Origin of the sequence: Pseudomonas sp. GZJR-8 (genome assembly GCF_002916705.1) — a bacterium.
Classification (GTDB): domain Bacteria; phylum Pseudomonadota; class Gammaproteobacteria; order Pseudomonadales; family Pseudomonadaceae; genus Aquipseudomonas; species Aquipseudomonas synxantha_A.
Map to the genome: position 1 here is coordinate 140,551 of NZ_JXSI01000013.1, position 19,387 is coordinate 159,937.

At 61.4% G+C, this 19,387-nt stretch carries 13 protein-coding genes and 1 pseudogene; 5 read left to right on the plus strand and 9 right to left on the minus strand.

Annotation, left to right across the window (positions count from 1 at the left end; translation table 11 throughout):
• The first annotated feature begins 17 nt into the window (after nucleotides 1–17).
• Nucleotides 18–458: an Lrp/AsnC family transcriptional regulator gene (locus TK42_RS22680; RefSeq protein ID WP_032875274.1), complete on the plus strand. Its 441-nt coding sequence runs from the start codon at nucleotides 18–20 to the stop codon at nucleotides 456–458.
• A 58-nt stretch (nucleotides 459–516) separates the two neighbouring features.
• Here the strand turns inward: TK42_RS22680 and TK42_RS22685 are convergent.
• Nucleotides 517–1,692 (minus strand): annotated as a pseudogene (locus TK42_RS22685) (pyridoxal phosphate-dependent aminotransferase); the annotation flags it as partial.
• Nucleotides 1,693–1,887: 195 nt separating this feature from the next.
• Here TK42_RS22685 and TK42_RS22690 point away from each other — a divergent pair.
• Complete coding sequence (locus tag TK42_RS22690) at nucleotides 1,888–3,234, plus strand: sodium:proton antiporter (protein ID WP_103735188.1); 1,347 nt, start codon at nucleotides 1,888–1,890, stop codon at nucleotides 3,232–3,234.
• A gap of 120 nt (nucleotides 3,235–3,354) precedes the next feature.
• Here TK42_RS22690 and TK42_RS27210 read toward each other — a convergent pair whose 3' ends face one another.
• The 3 genes from TK42_RS27210 to TK42_RS22700 all read right to left on the minus strand — a co-directional run bounded on the left by TK42_RS27210 (nucleotide 3,355) and on the right by TK42_RS22700 (nucleotide 4,344).
• A complete protein-coding gene (locus tag TK42_RS27210) occupies nucleotides 3,355–3,489 on the minus strand; it encodes a hypothetical protein (RefSeq protein WP_005788437.1) in 135 nt (44 codons plus the stop codon).
• 11 nt (nucleotides 3,490–3,500) lie between these two features.
• A complete protein-coding gene (locus TK42_RS22695; protein ID WP_032875270.1) occupies nucleotides 3,501–3,713 on the minus strand; it encodes a hypothetical protein in 213 nt (70 codons plus the stop codon).
• A gap of 85 nt (nucleotides 3,714–3,798) precedes the next feature.
• Nucleotides 3,799–4,344 (minus strand): hypothetical protein, encoded by a 546-nt coding sequence (locus TK42_RS22700; RefSeq protein ID WP_032803895.1) that lies wholly within the window; start codon nucleotides 4,342–4,344, stop codon nucleotides 3,799–3,801.
• Nucleotides 4,345–4,769: 425 nt separating this feature from the next.
• Here TK42_RS22700 and TK42_RS22710 point away from each other — a divergent pair, with 425 nt between their 5' ends.
• Both TK42_RS22710 and TK42_RS22715 read left to right on the plus strand, forming a co-directional pair.
• Complete coding sequence (locus TK42_RS22710) at nucleotides 4,770–6,179, plus strand: circularly permuted type 2 ATP-grasp protein (RefSeq protein ID WP_005788442.1); 1,410 nt, start codon at nucleotides 4,770–4,772, stop codon at nucleotides 6,177–6,179.
• Between the two features lie 2 nt (nucleotides 6,180–6,181).
• Nucleotides 6,182–7,132: an alpha-E domain-containing protein gene (locus TK42_RS22715; protein WP_005788443.1), complete on the plus strand. Its 951-nt coding sequence runs from the start codon at nucleotides 6,182–6,184 to the stop codon at nucleotides 7,130–7,132.
• 126 nt (nucleotides 7,133–7,258) lie between these two features.
• On the opposite strand, the gene TK42_RS22720 is transcribed toward TK42_RS22715, so the two are convergent.
• A complete protein-coding gene (locus tag TK42_RS22720) occupies nucleotides 7,259–9,517 on the minus strand; it encodes an ATP-dependent DNA helicase (RefSeq protein ID WP_103735190.1) in 2,259 nt (752 codons plus the stop codon).
• Nucleotides 9,514–11,160 (minus strand): VRR-NUC domain-containing protein, encoded by a 1,647-nt coding sequence (locus TK42_RS22725; protein ID WP_103735191.1) that lies wholly within the window; start codon nucleotides 11,158–11,160, stop codon nucleotides 9,514–9,516. The genes TK42_RS22720 and TK42_RS22725 overlap by 4 nt, the downstream gene beginning before the upstream one ends.
• A gap of 188 nt (nucleotides 11,161–11,348) precedes the next feature.
• On the opposite strand from TK42_RS22725, the gene TK42_RS22730 reads away from it, so the two are divergent.
• On the plus strand, nucleotides 11,349–11,573 hold the full coding sequence (locus tag TK42_RS22730; protein WP_005788446.1) for a YgdI/YgdR family lipoprotein: 225 nt from the start codon (nucleotides 11,349–11,351) through the stop codon (nucleotides 11,571–11,573).
• Nucleotides 11,574–11,644: 71 nt separating this feature from the next.
• Here TK42_RS22730 and TK42_RS22735 read toward each other — a convergent pair whose 3' ends face one another.
• The 3 genes from TK42_RS22735 to TK42_RS22745 form a co-directional block, all read right to left on the minus strand.
• On the minus strand, nucleotides 11,645–13,069 hold the full coding sequence (locus TK42_RS22735; protein WP_103735192.1) for a lipase: 1,425 nt from the start codon (nucleotides 13,067–13,069) through the stop codon (nucleotides 11,645–11,647).
• Between the two features lie 128 nt (nucleotides 13,070–13,197).
• Nucleotides 13,198–16,305, minus strand: a complete 3,108-nt coding sequence (locus tag TK42_RS22740) for an autotransporter domain-containing protein (protein WP_103735193.1) — start codon at nucleotides 16,303–16,305, stop codon at nucleotides 13,198–13,200.
• 114 nt (nucleotides 16,306–16,419) lie between these two features.
• A complete protein-coding gene (locus TK42_RS22745) occupies nucleotides 16,420–19,377 on the minus strand; it encodes an autotransporter serine protease (protein WP_103735194.1) in 2,958 nt (985 codons plus the stop codon).
• Between the last annotated feature and the right edge of the window lie 10 nt (nucleotides 19,378–19,387).

Genomic DNA, 19,387 nt, shown 5'->3' on the forward strand with positions numbered 1-19,387 from the left:
CTTATTAGGCAAAGCTCATGATCGACACTATCGACCAGCAATTGATCGCCGCCTTGATGGACGACTCGCGCCTGTCCCTCAAGACCCTGGCGGGCATCACCGGTTTGTCTTCGCCGAGCGTCAGCGAACGTCTGCGCCGCCTGGAAGAGCGCGGCGTGCTGACCCACTACACCGTCGACATCGACCCCAAGCACTTCGGCTACCTGCTGCAAGCCATCGTGCGCATCCGCCCCCTGCCCGGCAAACTGCAGGAAGTGGAACGCCAGATCCAGGCGATCCCCGAGTTCACAGAATGCGATAAGGTCACGGGCGACGACTGCTTTATCGCACGCCTGCATGTACGCACCATGGAGCACCTCGACACGCTGCTGGACCGGCTGAATACCTATGCCGAGACCAACACCGCTATCGTCAAGAAAACCCCGGTGAAACGGCGTTTGCCGCCGTTGGCTGACTAACAGGGCTGCGTAGCCTGTGGGAGAGTTGGGCAAGTACTCACGCCCAGTGCACGGCCCGCTCACTGGCAAGCTGTTCAACAAACAGCACAATCCGCCGACAGGCTTGCGCCAGACGCTCCTCGCCCAAGGTAAAGGAAAGCCGAACGAAGCCCTGGGCCGGCTCGCCGAAGGCTGCCGCGTCCAGCACCGACACGCCAGCTTCACGAAACAGGCGCCAGGCGAAATCCAGGGACCCCAGGCCCGTATCGCGCACATCCACCAACACAAACATGCCCGCTTGCGGCGCCTGCACGCGGATGCCCGGGCAGGCGCTCAAGGCAGTCACCACCAGGTCGCGTCGGCGTCGGTAAGTCTCAAGCATGCCTTGCGTGACTTCGTCATGGGCCAACACCGCAGATGTCGCCGCCTCCATCACGAAGCCGGGCAAGCCGTACATCATGCTCAACAGCAGGGTTTCAGCGTGCTGCACCATTTGCGCTGGGGCGATGAGCCAACCGATTCGCCAGCCGGTCATGGCATGGGACTTGGACAAGCTGCCGATCACAATGCAGCGCTGCGCCATGCCCGGCAACGCCGCCAGGCTGTGGTATTCACCGTCGAACACCAGGCTTTCATAGACCTCATCCACCACCACCCACAGGTCATGTGCGATCGCCAAGTCCGCAATGGCTTGCAGCTCTTGCCGGTTGAGCACCACGCCAGTGGGGTTGTTCGGATTAGAAAAGAATATCGCCCGGGTGCGCGGCGTGATCGCGGCGGCGAGCAATGGTGGATCCAGTCGAAAGCCGGACTGCGCACTGCAGGGCACCCGCACCAGAGTGGCGCCGCTGGCCTTGAGCGTGGCTTCGTAGGTAACGTACATCGGGTCGAGCACCAACACTTCGTCGCCGGCCTGCAACAGGCATAGCGAGCTGATGAACAGCGCGTTCTGCGCACCGGGCACGATGATGACGTTGTCAGCCGCCAACGGGCGGGCCAGGGTCTGGCTGTAACGGGTCGCGATCGCCTCGCGCAAGGCCGGGCGACCCGCGATCTCGGTGTAGTGGGAATCTCCCGCGTGCAAGGCATTGACGGCGGCGTCAGTGATAAAGGCCGGCGTGGCGAAATCCGGGTCGCCGACGCTGAGGATGATGACGTCTTCGCCCTGGCTGGCAGCGTCGAACGCAGCGTGGTGGATGTCCCAGGCGGCGACGCCCTGCCCTGCAATTCGTTCAACGAAGGGAGAAAACCTCATGCCAGAGCCTCTGGTGAAAGAATAAAGACGCAAATCCATAAATATGCGCGCGGCAACAATCGGTCAACTTAGTGCATAGCAAACCGTCGTTCAATGGATAAATAGGGCCTTGTCCCCGTGGCTGGCAATCACATTGAACCCCCTCCCGGTCGCTGTTCTCAAACCTGCATAGACCACGGCCCTGGAACACGCACGATGACTTTCATTCTATGGCTGGCCGTATTGGGCGCCGTACTGCTCACCCTCGCTCTCACCTCCTCCTATTTGCGCTGGATGCCGGTGACCACCTCAGCGGTGTGCTTGTTGCTGGGCATCGCCATTGGCCCGCTGGGCGTGGACTTGTTGCACCTGGACGTGAAGGGCTCAGCGCGCTGGATGGAGCACCTGACGGAAGTGGCGGTGCTGTTTTCGCTGTTTGTCAGCGGTTTGAAACTGCGCCTGCCGCTCAAGCACCGCACCTGGCGCATCGCCTTTGGCATGGCCGGGCCGGTGATGCTGCTGACCATCCTCGGCACCTGCCTGTTGCTGCACTACCTGTTCGATTTAACCTGGGGCGTTTCATTGCTGGTGGGAGCGATGCTGGCGCCCACAGATCCGGTGCTGGCCGGCCTGGTGCAGGTCAACAATGCCCAGGACTATGACGCGTTGCGATTCGGCCTGTCCGGCGAAGCAGGGTTGAACGACGGCACTGCGTTTCCTTTTGTGATTTTTGGCCTGCTGTTCATGCAACATGGCGGTTTCGACGGCGACTGGTTCGGCGGCTGGGTGCTGAAGAACCTGCTGTGGGCGGTACCGGCCGGGCTGTTGATGGGTTACTGGATGGGCCGCGGCATTGGCCGTATCACCCTGCGCCTGCGCTTGATCAATGCCGATAGCACCCTGTCACCGAATGACTACCTCACCCTCGCGCTGATTGCCCTGGCGTATGTGACGGCTGAAGCGGTCGGCGGCTACGGCTTCTTGTCGGTGTTTGCGGCGGGCCTGGGGCTGCGCCAGGCCGAGGTCAAATCCACCGGTTATGCGCAAACGCCGGCCGAGCACCTGGCCCAGCCGGTGGTGGGCCATCTGGAGATCGAGCCCGAGCAGGCGCTGCACGGTGACTTCAGCCAGTTGAAGGACACCCAGATCGCCGCCGGCGTGATGATGGGCGACATGCTGGCTTTCGGCAGCCTGGTCGAGCGCTCGATGGAGGTGTTTCTGGTCAGCGTATTGGGCATCGTGTTGGTCAGCCATTGGGATTGGCGCGCGCTGGCGGTGGCGGTGTTGCTGTTCTGCGTGGTTCGCCCGCTCAGCGTGTTTGCGATGCCTTGGGGCAGCCTGCTGGATCGGCGGCAACGCAGCCTGGTCAGTTGGTTTGGTATTCGCGGGATCGGCAGCCTCTACTACCTGTTCTATGCGCTCAACCATGGGCTGATAGGTACCAGCAGCGCCGTGGCGGTGAACCTGACCCTCTCGGTGATCGCGCTGAGCGTGATGGTGCATGGCCTCAGCACCCAGCCCTTGCTGGCGTGGTACGAACGACGCGCCGTGCACAAAAAATGAATCCTGCGCCGCGCTTGGCGTGATGGATAACTGCGTACCGGGCCAGGAGGTTTCACTGGATCAAGCACAGGAAGGAGATCTCCTGTTCAAGTTCACCGATCCCTCTGGCCCGCCGCCGGATCAATCCTGACTGTCGGTATTGCCGACGTCGGCCGCTTCATCCAGATCGTTGAGCGGCACTTGCGCATCATCCATCAGCGAACCCGGATCTTCATTGCCGGGGTCGTTGAGTTCTTCGTCGAGTTCTTTTGACATGACCGTCTCCGTTAACCGCCTTGGGTATCGATATCGGCATCGGTTTCAGGCTTGTGCTCGCGCTCAGGCTTGAAGTCTGGACTGTAGTCGTTTTCCTTGGCCTTGGGGTCGCTGGCAGGCGTCGGGTCCTTGGGCGCATCGGCAGCGGTGCCCGGAGCGGGCTCGCCACCATCGATGGCAGGGTCATTGCGGTTGCTGGTTTGGGGATCGTTGGATGTAGACATGGCATACCTCTTCACAGACCGGTGATAAATCTTTACCGCGTAAAGCTAAGGCGCCACGTGCCCCAGTGAAGTTCCGTCCGATTGCTCAGCGCAGTGGATTGTCCACCTGGATATAAAACGCATAGATGCCCAACACCAGCCAGAACACCATGAACAACCACGGCGCGCGCATGGAAAACAGCAACGACTTGCGATAGCCCTTGTGACTGGACTCCATTTCGGAAAACAGCGGCGATTCATCGTAGGCCAGGCCCATCACCGGCTCGCTGCGCAGCAATTCGCTTTGCTTGTAGTGCCAGTGATCAATGATCTGGTAGGCCGCGCGTATGCCAGGCCAGGCGTTGAGCGAGCTGAGAATACCCAGCGCGGCGAGGATCACCGGCACCACCAGCGTGAACAGCTTGCCCCATTCCGGGTTGAGGTTGCCCATGCCGGACACGAAAGCGATCACCAGAAACGATTGCGCAGTGAGGTAAGCGTCGGTGCGGTTGGCCAGGATGCTGGTTTCGTACTGGATCTCGCGCCGGTAGAAGTCGAGGCGATCCTTGGGCGAGCCGAAGATCTTGGCGTTGTGTTCGCTATGGTCGGTCAGGGCCGCTTCCGGCGTGTTTGGGGAGATGATTCGGGGCACAACGATGCTCCACAAAGTGACGGGACTCGTTAGAAGAATCGGACGTGGATGAAGTTCAAGTTTCTTGCGCACCAAGTCAGGGCGCCCTCTGCCCCCTTGTGGTGAGCCCGCTTCTGTGGCGAGCGAGCTTGCTCGCGCTGGGCTGCGCAGCGGCCCCCACAAAAGCGCGAGCGCTGCGCACTCCAGCGCGAGCAAGCTCGCTCGCCACAGGTAATTGCCACCTTGTGTGCGTTCCGGCACATCCCTTGCTTTATCCATTCATCTACCCGAAAACAGGAGCATTCGTTACCCCGCGACCCAGAGCCGACTCCATAAGAAAGTAAGGACCAGGCCTGTTGGCACCCTCAGCCACGGGCTCATAAGAACATGCGTTTTTTAAGCGGCAGTGCCACCCAGGAAACCCTCGGCACTGACAAGGTACTGGAATGGCTCGAACTTTCTTCGATGAAATGAATGACGCAAACGGCGTATGCCGCGCCCACTATCAGGATTTTTCCCGCTGGCTGGCCAACACGCCGCCGGAACTGCTGGCCCAGCGTCGCCGTGAAGCCGACTTGCTGTTCCATCGCGCCGGGATCACCTTCACCCTGTATGGCGACGAGCAAGACACCGAACGCCTGATTCCCTTCGACATCATCCCCCGCAGCATCCCCGCCAGTGAGTGGAGCCTGATCGAGCGCGGCTGTATCCAGCGGGTCAACGCACTGAACATGTTCCTCGCCGACATCTACCACGACCAGCGCATTATCAAGGCCGGGATCATTCCGGCAGAACAGGTGCTGGGCAACGAGGGCTATCAGAAGGCGATGGTCGGCCTGGACCTGCACCGCGACATTTACTCGCACATCTCCGGTGTCGACCTGGTACGCGACGGCGACGGCACCTATTACGTGCTCGAAGACAACCTGCGTACCCCCAGCGGCGTGAGCTACATGCTCGAAGACCGCAAGATGATGATGCGCCTGTTCCCGGAAGTGTTCGCCAAGCAACGCATTGCGCCGGTGGACCACTACCCCAACCTGCTGCTCAAGACCTTGAAAAGCGCCAGCCGCCTCGATAACCCCAATGTGGTGGTATTGACCCCTGGGCGCTTCAACAGCGCTTTTTTCGAACACGCGTTCCTGGCGCGGGAAATGGGCGTGGAGCTGGTCGAAGGCGCCGATCTGTTCGTGCACGACCTCAAGGTATTCATGCGCACCACCGATGGCCCCAAGGCGGTGGACGTGATCTACCGGCGCATCGACGACGCCTTCCTTGACCCCGAGGCGTTCAACCCCAAGTCAATGCTCGGCGTACCCGGCCTGGTGGCGGCCTATTGCGCGGGTAATGTGGTGCTCGCCAACGCGATCGGCACCGGGGTGGCTGACGACAAGTCGATCTACCCCTATGTGCCGGCGATGATCCGCTTCTATCTGGACGAGGAGCCGGTGCTGCAAAACGTACCGACCTTCCAGTGCCGCAAGCCCGATGAACTGTCCCATGTGCTGGCCAACCTGGAACAACTTGTGGTCAAGGAAACCCAGGGTTCCGGCGGCTACGGCATGTTGGTGGGCCCCGCCTCCAGCGCAGCCGAGATCGAAGATTTTCGCCAGCGCATCAAGGCGCGTCCCCACGCTTATATCGCCCAACCGACCTTGAGCCTGTCCACTTGCCCGACCTTTGTCGAAAACGGCATCGCGCCCCGGCATATCGACCTGCGCCCCTTCGTGCTCTCGGGCAAGGAAACCCGCCTGGTGCCGGGCGGCTTGACCCGCGTGGCGCTGAAGGAAGGTTCGCTGGTCGTCAACTCGTCGCAAGGCGGCGGAACCAAGGACACCTGGGTGGTGGAGGGCTGAGTATGTTGAGTAGAACCGCTGCTGATCTGTACTGGATGTCGCGCTACCTGGAACGCGCCGAGAACCTGGCGCGCATGTTGGAAGTCAGTTATTCACTGTCGTTGATGCCCCAGGCCGGGCGCAGCGATGGCCTGGATGAGCTGGCAATGTCGTTGCTCAGCAGCGGCACCCTGGACAGCTACCTGGAGCGTCACCAGACCCTGGATGCCGAGCGCATGTTGCACTTCTTCGCCCTGGACGAAGAAAACCCGGCCAGCATTTACAACTGCCTGCGCGCCGCCCGAGGCAATGCCCACGCCGTGCGCGGGCGCATCACCGCCGATATGTGGGAAAACCTCAACGCCACCTGGCTGGAAATGCGCAGCATCGCCGCCGGCGGCCTGGCGCGGCATGGCATCAGCCACTTCTGCGACTGGGTCAAGCAACGCTCGCACCTGTTTCGCGGCGCGACCTCGGGCACCATCATGCGCAATGACGCCTACCGGTTTATTCGCCTGGGCACCTTTGTCGAACGCGCCGACAACACCTTGCGCCTGCTGGATGCGCGCTATGAGATGTTTGGTGAAGAGTCCGAAGAAGTCAGCGACTTGTCGGCTCGCGGTTATTACCAGTGGAGCGCCCTGCTGCGTGCGCTGTCCTCGTTCGAGGCGTACACCGAGTTATACCCCAACGCCCTGAATGCACGCTCGGTCTCGGAGCTACTGCTGTTACGCAGCGATGTCCCGCGCTCGCTGCACGCGTGCATCGAAGAGTTGAGCCATATCCTCGCCGACTTGCCCGGCAGTTACGGACGCACGGCGCAGCGCCTGGCGGCGGAGTTCGAAGCAAGGCTGCGGTATACCGGGATCGATGAGATTCTGGAAGATGGACTGCACGCCCGGTTGACGGACTTTATCGACACCGTGCGCGAGTTGGCGCGGGCGATACACAGTTCTTACCTGGAAGTAATCTAAGCAACACCACCGCTCAAATGTGGGAGGGGGCTTGCTCCCGATAGCGGTGGGTCAGTTACATACTGGCTGGCAGATACGCCGCAATCGGGAGCAAGCCCCCTCCCACATTTGAATCGCCGTAATCTGTCAAACATTGATCGCCCACCACCTCGGCAGCAACTGTCGAACCCGTGCCTCGCCAAAGCGGTCATCGATCAGCATTACCACGCCGCGATCGTGCTGGCTGCGGATCACCCTCCCCGCCGCTTGCACCACCTTCTGGATGCCGGGATACAGGTAGGTGTAGTCATACCCCGCGCCGAAAACCTCGCCCATGCGTGCCTTGATCTGTTCATTCACCGGGTTGAGTTGCGGCAAGCCCAGGGTGGCAATAAAAGCGCCAATCAAACGCGCCCCCGGCAGGTCGATACCTTCGCCAAACGCGCCGCCCAATACCGCAAAACCGATGCCTTGGCTGTGCTGGGTGAACTGGTCCAGGAACGCCTGGCGCTCGGCCTCGGCCATGCCGCGTGACTGCAGCCACAGTGCAATCTGCGGGTGTCGCTCGGCGAGTAACTGCGCCACTTGCTGCAGGTAATCGAAGCTGGAGAAAAACGCCAGGTAGTTGCCCGGCTGCTCGGCAAATTGCCGGGCGATCAATTCCACAATAGGTTCCAGCGACGCCTGGCGGTGCACAAAGCGTGTAGAGATGCGCTCAACGATGCTGACCTGCAATTGCTCGGCCTTGAACGGCGACTCTACATCGACCCAGGCAGTATCCGCCGGCAACCCGAGTAAATCGGCGTAATAGTGGCGTGGGCTCAGGGTCGCGGAAAACAGCACGCTGCTGCGAGCCGCCGTCAATCGGGGCCGGATGAATTCGGCCGGCACCACATTACGCAGGCACAGGGTCGAGCTACTGCGCTTGCCACTGAACTGGCGCTTGCTGATGTCGAAGATGAAGTGTTCGTTGAATAGCTCGGCCACCTTGGAAAATTGCAGTGCTTCAAAGTAGAAGGCTTGCAGGTCTCCATTGAGGGACTCGGGGTGATCGTTGAAGTAGTCGCCCATGGCGCTGGTGCACAGGCTCAGGGCCTGTAGCAGTTTGTCGGGCCGGGTGGCATAGGCCTGATACGGCGCGACTTGTTCCTTGTGCAACGCGTTCCACTCGCGGTTCAGGCGCTGCAAGGGTTTGTTCAGCGGCTCGGGCGCGGTATCGCGCAAGGTCTTGAGGCTGTATTGGTCGAGGCTGGCGCTGTACATCGAACGGGCGCGTTCCACCAGGTTATGGGCCTCGTCGACCAGCGTCGCAACACGCCATTGGTTCAACTGCGCCAGGCCGAATAACAGGGCGCCGAAGTCGAAAAAATAGTTGTAGTCGGCGACTACCAGGTCGGCCCAGCGCGCCATTTCCTGGCTGAGGTAATACGGGCACACGTCATGGGCCAGCGCCACACTGCGCAGGCTGCGCTGATCGAGCAGGCGAACCCTGGACGCGGCCTGGCGGGCGGCGGGCAAGCGGTCGTAAAAACCCTTGGCCAGTGGGCAGGAATCACCATGGCAGGCTTTATCCAGGTGTTCGCACGCCTTGTCCCGTGCAACCAGCTCAAGTACACGCAGCGGCAGATCCGGACTGCTGTCGTACAGCACCTGGGCGGCATCCAGGGCGAGCTTGCGCCCCGGCGTTTTGGCGGTAAGGAAGAACACCTTGTCCAGCTGCTGCGGCGCCAGCGCCTTGAGCATCGGGAAGAGGGTACCGACGGTCTTGCCGATGCCCGTGGGCGCCTGGGCCATCAGGCAACGGCCGGTGCTGACCGCCTTGTAGACCGACTCGGCCAACGTACGCTGCCCGGGACGAAAATCGGCATGGGGAAATGCCAGGGCTTGGGCGGCCTTGTTGCGCTTATCGCGGTGCTGCATTTCCAATTGGGCCCAGTCGAGGAACAACGCACATTGCTGATTGAAAAAGCGCTCAAGCTGCGCCGCGTCGAAACGTTGGTTCAGCAGCGTCTCGCCTTCGCCAACGATATCGAAGTACACCAGCGCCAAGTCGATTTCGCCGAGGCCGAGCTTCTGGCACATCAGCCAGCCATACACCTTGACCTGGGCCCAGTGCAGTTGCCGATGGTTGGCGGGCTGGGCAGAGAGGTCGCCGCGGTAGGTTTTGACTTCTTCAAGGCGGTTGGCGTCGGGGTCGTAGCCGTCCGCCCTGCCCCGCACGTTGAGCTGCTGGTATTGCCCCTCCAGGGCGACTTCATTCTGGTAGTGCGCGCTACGCCGGGACGCCACCGTACGGTGGCCGACGATACCTTCCTGGGCGCTGGGCGACGGGGTAAAGCGCAGGTCAAGGTCGCCGACCTTGGCCGTGAACTCACACAGCGCCCGTACGGCCACGCTGTAACTCAAGCGGGTTGCTCCGCCCAGCGCACGTAACAGACGGTGACCGGCATCTGGTACTCGCCGCAAAATTGCAGCCAGCGCAGTTGGTTGTCTTGCAGGCGGTCGCCCGGGCCCTTGACCTCGATCATGCGGTAGGTTTTTTGTGCAGGCCAGAACTGGATCAGGTCCGGCATTCCGGTGCGGTTGGCGCGGATATCCAGCAGCAGGCGTGTGAACCAATGGCGCAGGTGCTCGGCGGGCAGGCAGGCCAGGGCTTGCTCCAACAGCTCTTCGCTGAGCAGGTTCCAGAACACGAAAGGTGATTGGATACCCCATTTGTCCAGAAAACGTTGGCGGATGGTGGCCTTGTAGCGCTCATCCCCCAGTTGCTCGAAACACGCAGCAAACAACGCCTCGCGGCGTTGATGGAAGTCTTCGCTGTGCAGGTCCGCCGGCCCACGCTGGAACGGATGGAAGAACGCGCCCGGCAGTGGCGCGAAAATCGCTTCCCAGCACAACAGGCCGAACAGCGAGTTGATCAACCCATTCTCCACGTAATGCACCGGTGCCTCGGGCTCGTTCAGGTGCGCCTGGACGCAGTATTCCACCGACATCAGCGGCGCCTGGGCGAGTGCCAGGTCAAGGCGTGCAACCGCTTGCGGCTTGGCCTTGGGCAACGCCGGTTCGCCGAGTTTGCGGCGCAGGCGCGGCAATACACGCAGCAAGTGCTGTTGTTCAGCGGCGCTTTCCGGGGCCTGCTGGGCTGCGGTGGCCAGGGCCAGCGCTCGGGCGTAATCCTCTTGACGCTCAACGACCCGGATCAACCGCGCACGTGCACCGGGATAGTCGCAGGCAAGGTAGATCTGTTCAGCCAGCGCAAGCTCGGCGCAGCGCTCGCAATACTGGCCGATCTGGAACAACAGCTTGGCGCGGCGTTTTTCCAGCCAGGGGTTGTCGGTGCACAGGCCGGCGATCTGCACCAGCAGCGTGTCCAATGCCTCACCGGCTTCAAACGCTTGCTGGCACTGGTGCAGGAACAGGAACCCCACCACGTCGTCACGCGTGCGTAACCCGCGGGACTCGGCGCAAATCTCGACTTTTTCATAGGTGTAGATGCCCAGGTCTGCCAGCACGAACTCGGACCAGTCCTGGTGCAGGTTGCCAAAGAACATCAAGCGCAGGCGATCACACAACGCCATGACCGTAAGGCTATAGAGCACATCATCCAAGCCCGGGCACCATTGAGCAAAACTGCGCGGCTCGCTGAACTGCGCCGCCAGCGGTTCGAGCCAGGTGGCCTTGTTGCCCTTGGGCTGATCGATCCAGGGCCTGAACGCGCCGAGGATTTCACCCTTTTGCAGCAAGGCGAACAAGGTGGCAAACGGCAGCGGGCTTTGGTCATCCACCCATCCCAGTTCTCGTAATGGGCCCGCTGCCGCATGGGGGCAGCCGATTTCCACATAATTAAGCTTGGCGCCGCGAAAATGCACACCCTTGCGCATCACCATGCGCACCAATAACGCCTGGGACGCCTGGGGCAACCTGTCAAATTGCTGAATGAAATGCTGTTCGTCCGCATCGAGCAGATCGGCATAGCGTTGCCCCAGCCAGGCCAGGACCTGGCGGAAGTTATGCAGGTAATACAAGGGGTCTTCGAGGGGGTTGGCCATGGCGCAAGGGAGTCAAATACTGGTTATGCATACAGAGTGCCGATGCAAAGCCGTTGTTGCAATCGGTAATAGATAAATGGCGCCTGCAACTTTTTGCAAAAAAACGATCAGATGAGGGAGTTGATCGCGTAACATTTATAGCCCACAGCCAGACGCTGCGGGACTTTTCAGGGTTAAAGGTAAGGGTTATGAACATGAAGAATTTGGGTCTGCCGCTGGTTGCACTCACTTTTCTGGTATTGGCCGGTTGCTCCACGCAAACGGTAGTGACATTGCAAAATGGCACGCAGTATTTGACCAAGGACACGCCCAACGCCAAGACAGCCGACGGCTTCTATGAATTTACCGATATCGCCGGCAAGCGCATTCGCATCAAGGCCGATGATGTAGCCACGGTGCGCAAGGAAAACTAATCTTCGAATCAACACCGATCAAATGTGGGAGGGGGCAGGCCCCCTCCCACAGTTTTCAACCGCATTCCAACTTAAGCGATAACAATCCCCTCCCCCGACAGACTGCTCACGCCCACCAACGTCACCGAATCGGCGCCAAAACTGATCACCGTATCCCCGCCCACCACCTTGGTGTGATCGCGATAATCGGGACTGCCCTGCACATCGTTGAACACCAGCTTGTCTGTCGACTGATAGCCAATCACTCGATCATTACCAAACTGCCCACTGAACAAAAACGTGTTATGCCCGCTGCTGTCGCGGATCGTGTCATTACCCTTGCCGCCTTCGATAAAGTCCGCCCCCCTGCCGCCCTTGATCAGGTCGTCGCCGTCGCTGCCGATGATAAAGGTATTGCCCTTGTGCGCCTCGGCGTTGCGGTTCAAGTCCTGCACCCAGGTGTTGGCCCGTGCCGGATCGGACAGGTTGGCGACGATCACTGTGGAGTCACGGGTCATCTGCTCGTAGAAGCCGGACTCGAGGATGCGCGTCATGCCGTCGCCATAACCGGTGGGCAAGTGCGAGACCCAGGTCGGCAGGTTGAGGATGGAAAACGGCAGCACGTTCCACAGTGCGGAAGCGTAGTGGTCGTTGAAGCTGACAATATTGTCGGTGCTCGATTCGTGGGGTTTGTCGTGTACGCCCAGGGACGACAGGTTGAATGAGGAACCGTCCAGCGCCCGGAATACCGGGTCGTTTTCGTAGCCGACGTTAAGCACCTTGTCGCCGGCGCTTTGGGTGGGCGACGCATAGGCTACGTAATTGGAATCGGTGTAGAACCCTGACCATTTGCTCCCGCTCAGATCCGCCATGCTGTTGACCGCAAGGCCGCCCAGGCTGTGGCCGCTGACCACCACATCCTTGCCGCTCAAGCCCTGGGCGCTGGCATAGTCAGCGACGTTGCCGAGCAAGTTGCCAAACGCCTCGCCAGCGTAATTTTTTGCATAGTCCTTGGGACCGAATGCAGCAAGCAGGTCACTGATCACATCCCCGATGGAATCGGTGATCAGGCTTTCCCGTGGCCCCGAGGTGCCACGGAAGCCGATGCCGATTTCCAGCAGTTTGCCGGCGTCATCGTATTTGCCCAGCACTTCCACTTGGGCGGTACCGTAGGCAGCCTTTTCGCCAAAGAAGGTGCCACGGGCATCGACCTTGCCGGTATAGCCCAGGGTGCTGGCGCTGATTGGGGTCCAACCGGCCTGTTGCACTGCGTCGAGGGCGGCTTTTTCTGAATCCGGGTTCCACGGGATCCCGGGAATCACGCCTTGGGCGTTGCCGCTGCCAATCAGCGCGCTCACCAGCGTGGCCGGCAGGCCAAGGCCCAAGCCGTTGTTCTGGTAACCCACGGCAAAGCCGTTATCCAGGTTGTGGTAGGAATACATCGTGATCGCCATCGCATCGGCGAACAACGTTTTGGAACCCTCGGTGCCGAGGTTTTTATAGTCAAAGATACCCATTGGTAGTGCCTCTCTGTTGTTGGATTTGTAGAGAAAGCCAAAACACCTGTTATCCGTTACCTACTGTAGGAGCGAGCTTCTGTGGCGAGGGAGCTTGCTCCCTCTCCACATCCAACTACACCTGACCTTTAGAACGCCCAGTCCAGGCTCAAGCCGACGCCGTGCACCTTCTCTTTGCTGGCCAGCAGGCCGTTGTAGTCAAAGTTCACCCGCGCATCCTTGCTCAACGCCAGGCTGACCCGTGCCCCAACCAGTGCGGCATCCCGCACCATCGGCGCACTTTCGACCGCGAACGACGGGCCACCCGAGGCAAACGCCAGGTGTTGCTCGGAATCGGTGCTGCTCAGGTTGTGCTGCCAGCCCAGAGTGCCGGAGACTTCCAATTGCTGGTGGTCGTTGACGTTGAAGGTCTTCAAGGCGCGCACACCCAAGGTGCTCAACACCAGGTCGCGGCTGTCGTCGCCGCTTTTCAGCGCAGCGGCATCGCCCTTCTCTTTGAAGCTGTCCGTGTCCAGGTGCACATAGGCCAGGTTGGCGAACGGCTCCAGGGCCAGCGGTTGCAGGTTGATGCGATACGCCGCTTCGGTGAACACCTGGGTGCTCTGCGCATCGACCTTGGCCTTTTGCTTGCCGGCGACATCGCCGTATTGCAGATCGCGCTTCACATCGGCGCGGTGCCAGCTGTAGGTCGCCCCACCGCTCAGGCGCCAGGCGCCGATTTCATGCCCGGCATAAGCACCGAAGTGGTAGCTGTCGACCGAGGCGCGGCTATGGGTGTCGCTGCCCATGTTCAGCGAGGTATCGCTGTAACCCGCGACCAGACCAATGCGCGTGGCGTCGTCGAGGGCACCGTCCACCCCGGCAAGCATCCCGCCGATGGAGGTGTTATAGCCAGCGGTGTCACTGCGGCTGTCGGTCTTGCCCCAGGCGCCCAGGGCCTTGACCCAGACGTTGCCACGGCTGTCGATGGCTTGGCTGGTTGCGCCCATCTCGCCATTGCGCAGGCGCTCGCCCACTGCTTCGCGTACATAACGGCTGTCATTGACCAATGCAGTTTGCAGCGCCGGATAGACTTCACCGCTCAGTTGCTGGAACGCGCCCTGGGCCGAAGCGGCCGTCGGTGCCAACAGCAAGCTTTCATACACGCCATTGCCCGCACCCAATTGCTCAGCGGCTGCGGCCACGGCGCGTTGGTTCGGTGTAGCAGCAACACTGGCGAAGCTGTTGGTGCGTGTCACGTCTAACTGCACACCGTTCGCCGCGTAATTCAAGGTGCCGCCGACAAACAGATAGTTGGGCAGTACAGCACCAAAACTGCCGGTGACACCGCCCGCCGCTTGCAGGATGTTGTACTGACGGCCGATCAGGCTTTGGGCCTGGGTTGCACTCAACAGTGTCGGGCTGTTTTCCAGGGCCAGGGTTACGGTGCCGCCATTGAGCGTGGCGGTACCCCCGGCGACGATACGGTCGCTGCTGGTAGGCGATAATTCCACAGCGTAGGTCGAGCCCGGGTTGAAGGTGACATTACCTGCCACGTTCAGGGTGCCAATGGAATTGCCCGGCGCCACGGCGCCGCCGCTATTTGCCGTCAGCGAGCCGATACGCCCCGAGCCACCGATTACGCCGGTCTGGCTGACGATGACATCGGAGGTGACCGAACCGTTGACCGCCAGCAAGCCCTGATTGACCAGGGTCGGGCCGCTGTAGGTGTTGGCGCCGGCCAGCACCAGGGTGCCGATGCCCTGCTTGGTCAAGCCGCCATGGCCTGAAATGTTGTTGCTCCACACATCCAGCCCGCAGTGCACGTCGTTGCAAATGCGCTGGGTCGGTTTGCCCGCGTCCACCACCGCACCGACGCCCGGCAGGTCCGCGACGAACTGGCCGCTGCCATAGGCGCCCTCAATGCGGAACTCGGCAGGAATGTCCTCGGCGGTCACAAACATCCCCGGGCCGTTGACCGCCTTGCCCAGGTTGATCATGCCCCAGCCATACAGCGAGTCGATACCCGGCGCGCCGAGGTCAGTGGCCGTGGTCTTGAGCACCGTGGAGATCTGGTCGCCACTCATGTACTCGAAGCGCTCCATCAGCACCGCTGCTGCACCCGCCACATGGGGGGCGGCCATGGAGGTGCCGTTTTTGTTGGCCCAGTCGGTGGTCAGGTTGTTCAGGTCGGTGCCGTTGATGATCGAGCTGTAGATCTTGGTACCGGGTGCCGACACGCAAAAACTCGCCGCATAGCCGCAACGTGAAGAGAAGGTGCTGATCACATACGGATCAGGGCTGGCGGTGTCCGGGTTCTGCTGCAATGCCGCCACCGACAGCCAGTTCGGCGCAATCTCCGGCACAAAATACGCCAGGCCGGAAATCGCGTCCGGGTTGTTGCGGTTGTAGTCGTTACCGGCGGCAAAGATGGTCAGCACACCACTGCGGGCCGCGTCGATGGCGCCTTGATAAGCACCACCTGCGATCGTGCCGAGGATCGGCCGGATCGTATTGAACTGCGCCTGGGCTTCATTCACGGTGAAATTGGGGAACGCCGGATCGCGGCCGCCCTTGGCGTACTGGTCACCGATGCCGATACCCCAGCTGTTGTTGATGATGCGTGCGCCGCTGGCAACCAACCCGTCCCAGCCGGCCTTGTAAACCGCGCCATCGTTGCCGAGGATAATCCCGTCTTCCGGGCCCGGGTCACCGTTTTCGGCGGTGAGGATTTGCGCATTGAACGCCACGCCATGCATCGGCCCGCCATCGCGGTTACCCGCAGCAATGCCGCCGACGTGGGTGCCGTGGTTACCCAGCTTGCCGTTGGAGTCCTTGGACGGCGTGCCGTCGTAGCGGAACGCATCACCGGCCTTCACCGGGATATACGGGTCGGTATATTGGCGAATGCCCTCGGTGACAATCGTCACCACCTTGTCGGGGCTGGCGAATTCCGGGTGCTGGGCATACACCGGCTGGTCAAAGATCCCCAGCTTGACGCCCTTGCCGGTGTAGCCGGCGGCATACGCGGTGTCGGCATGCACGGCGCCCAAGCCCCAGTCGGCCTTGAACTCGTTGCTGCGCCAACTGGCGGCATCACCCAGCTTGCCGGTTTCCACATAGGGTGCAGCCTGAGCGGTTCCCAGGCTTGCCAGGCAACACAGCAACGCGCCGTATGGCACGCAGCTCAGCGCCTTGAGCGGGTAGCCCGGGCCGGTGTGGATGGCGGTAGTTAACCCTGACTTGCGTTTTTTCACGGTGACCTTCCTTAGTTTTCTTATTGCACGTGTGTAAATCACTTTCTCCAGAACACCGCCGATTCAATGTGGGCGCTGGCTTGCCTGCTCCCACATTTTTTGTTCGCGGTGTCTTCAGAACTGCCAGTTCAGGCTCAAACCCACACCCTGGGTTTGAGCGCGGCCACCCAACTGGCCGTTGTAATCCAGGTTGACCCGCGTCGCGGCATTCAGCGCCAGGCTGGCTTGCAGCCCCACCAAAGCAGCGTCACGCAGCAACGGCGCACTGCGCACGGCGAATGAAGGCCCGCCTGCGACAAACGCCAAGTGCTCTTCGGATTCCACGGCGGTGAGGCTGTGTTGCCAGCCCAACGAACCGGAAAGTTCCAGTTGCTGGTGGTCATTGAGGGCCAGGGTTTTCAATGCCCGTACGCCAAGGGTGCTGAGCACCGCATCGCGGCGGTCACTGCCGCGTTCCAGGGCGGCGGCATCGCCTTTTTCGTGGAACGACTCGCTGTTCAGGTGCACATAGGCCAGGTTGGCGAACGGTTCCAAGGCCACCGCTTGCAGGCGGATGCGGTACGCTGCTTCGGTGAAGACTTGCGCTGTGGTCGCATCCAGCTTGGTTTTTTGCTTGCCGCTGACATCGCCCCATTGCAGGTCGCGCTTCACATCCCCGCGATGCCAGCTGTAGGCACCGCCGACACTCAAGCGCCAGTCGCCCAGCTCGCGCCCGGCATACGCGCCGAAGTGGTAGCTGTCGATGGATGCCGATGAGTGCGTGCCGCTGCCCATATTCAAGGAGCTGTCGCTGTAACCGGCGACCACACCCACGCGGGTCTGCTCATCCAGTGCGCCATCCACGCCCGCCAGCAGGCCGCCGATGGAGGTGGTCGAACCGGCCGTTTCGCTGCGGCTGTCACTCTTGCCCCAGGCACCGAGCGCCTTGAACCACAGGTTGCTTTCGCCGCTCACTGGTACGTGGCGCAGGCGCTCGCCCACGGCATTGCGCAGTTGCAGGCTGTCGTTGATCAGCATCGCGCCGACGGCGGGGTAGATTTCACCGGACAGTTGCTGCAAACCCTGCTGGGCGGTGGCGACTGACTGCGACTGCAACAGGCTTTCATACACCGGGTTGCTGGCGCCCAATTGCTCGGCAGCCGCCGCCACGTTGCGCTGGTTACGGGTGGCGGCGACGCTGGCAAAACTCGCGTCGTTGCGCCCCACGTTCAGTTGCACAGCGTTGGCGGCATAGTCGAGGGTGCCACCGAGGAACAGGTAGTTGGGTAGCACTTGGCCAAACTGGCCCTGGATGCCGCCCGCGGCCTCAAGGATCGAGTATTGCCGGCCAATCAGGCTTTGGACCTGACTTTGACTGAGTAACGTGGGGCTGTTTTCCAGCGCCAAGGTGACGGTGCCGCCGCCCAGGACCGCCTTGCCGCCCGCGACAATACGGTCGCTGCTGGTGGGCGTCAGTTCCACTGCATAGGTCGAGCCCGCGCCGAGGTTCACATCTCCCGCTACCTGCAAGGTGCCCACGGAATTGCCCGGTGCCACGCGGCCGCCGTTGTTTACCGACAACGCGGCGATACGCCCGGAACCGCCAAGGGTGCCGCTGTCATTCACGGTGACTGCCGAGGTCAGCGAACCGTTCACCGCCAACAGGCCGCCATTGACGATAGTGGCGCCCCGATAGGTGCTGTCACCGCTGAGGACCAGGCTGCCGGCGCCAGATTTGATCAGGCTGCCTTCATACACACGGTTCGCGGCAGCCTGGTCGCGGGCGTTGCCGATGGCGTAGTCGGTCTGGTCCTGCTGGCTGGCGGTGGCGCTCACGCCGTTCTGCCAGCCCTTGTCGATCAGGGTTTGCTGCCAGGCGCTGTGCTCGGCGCGGTCCTCGGCCTGGCGCGCAAGCAAGGCCTGGTCGGAGATACCGTTGCTCCACACATCACCCTGCCCGGCTGCCAGGTTCACATCCATGGCTCCCAGCAGTTGACCCGGGCCGTGCATCGCCCTGCCGAGGTCCGGCACGCCCCAACCGACGATTGCGTTGGGCGCCTGGGTGATCGAACCGTCAAGCTGCGTGGCAGTGGTCAGCAACACCTGCAACGCTTGCTCGTTGGTCATATAGGGATAGCGCTCCATCACCAGCGCCAACGCTCCGGTGGCATGGGGTGCCGACATCGAGGTGCCGGATTTGACCCCATAACCACCGTCGGGAATAGTGCTGTTGATCAGCGCGCCGGGCGTGGAAATGCACCAGTATTTGGCGATACCGCACTTGTTGTATTTCTGGTTATTAGCCTTATCCAGCCCCGACACCGCCAGCCAGTGGCCTTCCAGTTCCGGCTGAAAATACGGCAAGGCCGAGCGCACGCTGGCATTGGCATAGCCGCTGTTGCCGGCGCTGAACACGTTGATCACCCCGGCCTTGGCCACATCCGCCGCGGCGTCCAGCCAGGTGCCACGGTTGTAGTGCTGGGCATAGGCGGCGTGCAGGTCACCGAGGGTCTGGTAGCTGACATCCTTGGGCTGGCTGCCCCAACTGTTGTTGATGGCGCGCACGCCGGAATCCACCATCGCGGTGTATACCGTCTTGAAGTACTTGGGGTCTGGCGTCGGGCCGAACAGGAAGCTGTCGTTGGCGTTGGTGTTGCCCACATAGACTTGCGCGTTGTACGCCACGCCGTGCATGCCCACGCCGTCGCGGGCGGCGCCCATGGTGCCGGTGACATGAGTACCGTGGGAATCGTTGTTGGGGTTGAGCGCGCCCGTGGTGCTGAACGCGCTGCCGTCGACATAGGTGCCGGTGGCGGTCACCGCATGAAAGCGGTCTTTGGAGGCTTCGGGGTGATTGGCATCGAAGCCCGAGTCCAGCGCGCCGATTTTCACGCCTTGGCCACTGATCCCGGCGGCGTAGGCTTCATCGGCCTTCATACGGCCCATGCCCCAATCGCTTTGGTATTCGGCCGAACGCCAACTGGCCGGGTTACCCGCTTGGCCGGTCTCGGTGTATTGCGCCTGTGCCGCAACGGACAACAACAGCAATGAACCTGCGGTGAAGGGTTTGAAACGCGGTGAATCAGTGATCATCTGCACACTC